Origin of the sequence: Mesorhizobium sp. (assembly GCF_004962925.1) — a bacterium.
In the GTDB taxonomy this organism is placed as follows: Bacteria; Pseudomonadota; Alphaproteobacteria; order Rhizobiales; family Rhizobiaceae; genus Mesorhizobium.
In genome coordinates this window covers 1-1,969 of sequence record NZ_SUEO01000381.1, presented here as the reverse complement: position 1 = coordinate 1,969, position 1,969 = coordinate 1, and the positions used below count along the sequence as shown (strand labels likewise).

At 62.7% G+C, this 1,969-nt stretch carries 2 protein-coding genes; both read left to right on the top strand.

The genetic code is table 11. The features are described 5' to 3' along the window. The first annotated feature begins 319 nt into the window (after positions 1-319). A complete protein-coding gene (locus tag E5W87_RS35180) occupies positions 320-1,414 on the top strand; it encodes an ABC transporter ATP-binding protein (RefSeq protein ID WP_292408495.1) in 1,095 nt (364 codons plus the stop codon). A 73-nt stretch (positions 1,415-1,487) separates the two neighbouring features. Further along, positions 1,488-1,969, top strand: a 482-nt coding sequence (locus tag E5W87_RS35175; RefSeq protein WP_292408492.1) for an extracellular solute-binding protein, incomplete at its 3' end; no start/stop codon positions are given.

The following is a 1,969-nucleotide window of genomic DNA, read 5'->3' as shown; positions in this document are numbered from 1 at the left end:
CTGGAATGACGACTACCTCATCAATGCCATCACTCATATGCGATAGCCCTGCCCTTGAGGGGGAGATGGCCGCGAAGCGGCCAGAGGGGGTTGGTCCGACTGGGCTCGGCCCGATCTGCTTTCAAAGAAAGAGGAAGTCGCCACTCCACGCGCAGCGACCCCCTCTGTCGCCTTCGGCGACATCTCCCCCTCGATGGGGGAGATTTGGCGCTACACCTCCCATAGATGAATCAAATTTGCCGGTCAGGCGAAAACTATTCGGTTGCGGTGAGCTGCCGCCCTGCCTACGATTTCAATCAGCATTGAGGACAAAGGCAGGATGCAGCAACCCGGCCGGGCCGCAGAGATCAAGGCAATCGGGATCGGCAAGAGCTTCGGCTCGTTCCGTGCACTGGACGATCTGACGCTCGATATCGGCCGCGGCGAGTTCCTGACCCTGCTCGGGCCGTCGGGTTCGGGCAAGACCACCTTCCTGATGATTCTTGCCGGTTTCATTCAGCCGACCGACGGTCGCCTTTACAGCGACGGCATCGACATCACCGAGCGACCGGCCGAACAGCGCGCCGCCGGCATGGTGTTCCAGGGTTACGCGCTGTTCCCGCATATGAGTGTCGAGGCCAACATCGCCTTCCCGCTCAAGGTGCGCAAGAAATCGTCGGACGAGATCAAACGCCGGGTCGGCGAGATGATCGAGCGCGTCGGACTGAAGGGCCACGAGAAGAAACTGCCGTCGCAATTGTCCGGCGGCCAGCAGCAGCGCGTGGCGCTGGCGCGTGCGCTGGTGTTCGAGCCTGGCGTGCTTTTGCTCGACGAGCCGTTCTCGGCGCTCGACAAGGGCCTGCGCGGCCAGATGCAGGCCGAGATGAAGCGGCTGCACCAGGAGACCGGCACCACCTTCGTCTTCGTTACCCACGACCAGAGCGAAGCGTTGGCGCTGTCATCGCGCGTCGCCATCTTCAACCACGGCAAATTGCTGCAGGTAGGCAGGCCCGATGAGGTCTACGACAAGCCGGACAACCGCTTCGTCGCCGAGTTTCTCGGCGAGATCAACATGCTGCCGCTGAAGGGCGTCAAGCCCGCCGACAATGGCTCGACGGGGCTGTGCGAAGACCGCGCGGTCAAGATGCGCTGCAAGGCCGAGAAGGTCCGTGGCGACGCCATCCTGGCGATCCGGCCGGAATACATGTCGATCGCCCGCGAAGCTGCGACTGGCGAGAACGGCATCGCCGCCACTGCAGTCGCCTCGACCTATCTCGGTGCTGCGACGCGGCTCGATCTGACCACGCGCCAAGGCGCCAAGGTGACGGTCTCGGTGCCGAACGAGGTCGCCGCCTCGGCACTCAGCAAGGGCAATTCCGTGTGGCTGACATGGCCGGCGGAAAAGGGTTTCCTCCTTCCGGACGGAGGACAATGACGATCGGCGTGGCGAAGCTGAAATTCGCCAGCCTACTTTCGGGAAATATCAACGACAAAAAAGGGGAACTGACATGACAAATGAAACCAAGAAACACTCCATCGAGACGCTGTCCGCCAGGGCCGTGCGCGGCGAAATCTCGCGCCGGCAGTTCACGCAGCTGGCTGCACTTGTGCTGGCCGGCACGCCGATGCTGCTGCGCTCGACCGGCGCTTTCGCGCAAGCCAAGCAACTGGTGCTGGTCAACTGGGGCGGCGACGCCATCACCGCCTATGATGCCGCCTATGGCCAGGCCTTCACCAAGGAGACCGGCATCACCGTCAAGATGGATGGCTCCGGCCCGACCGAAGGCGCGATCGCGGCGCAGTTCAAGAGCGGCGCCCCGACCTGGGATCTGGTCGACGTCGACCCGTTCTCGGCCATCACGCTCGGCGCGCAAGGCATGCTCGAGCCGATCGACTATTCGATCGTCGACAAGAAGAAGATGCGCGAGGGCTTCGGCTGGGAACACGCCGCCTCGACCTATTTCTTCTCCTATGTCATCGCCTATGATTC

Excerpts from the sequence above, each read along its gene's own strand:
- E5W87_RS35180 (WP_292408495.1), top strand. The coding sequence starts at position 320 with ATGCAGCAACCCGGCCGGGCCGCAGAGATCAAGGCAATCGGGATCGGC.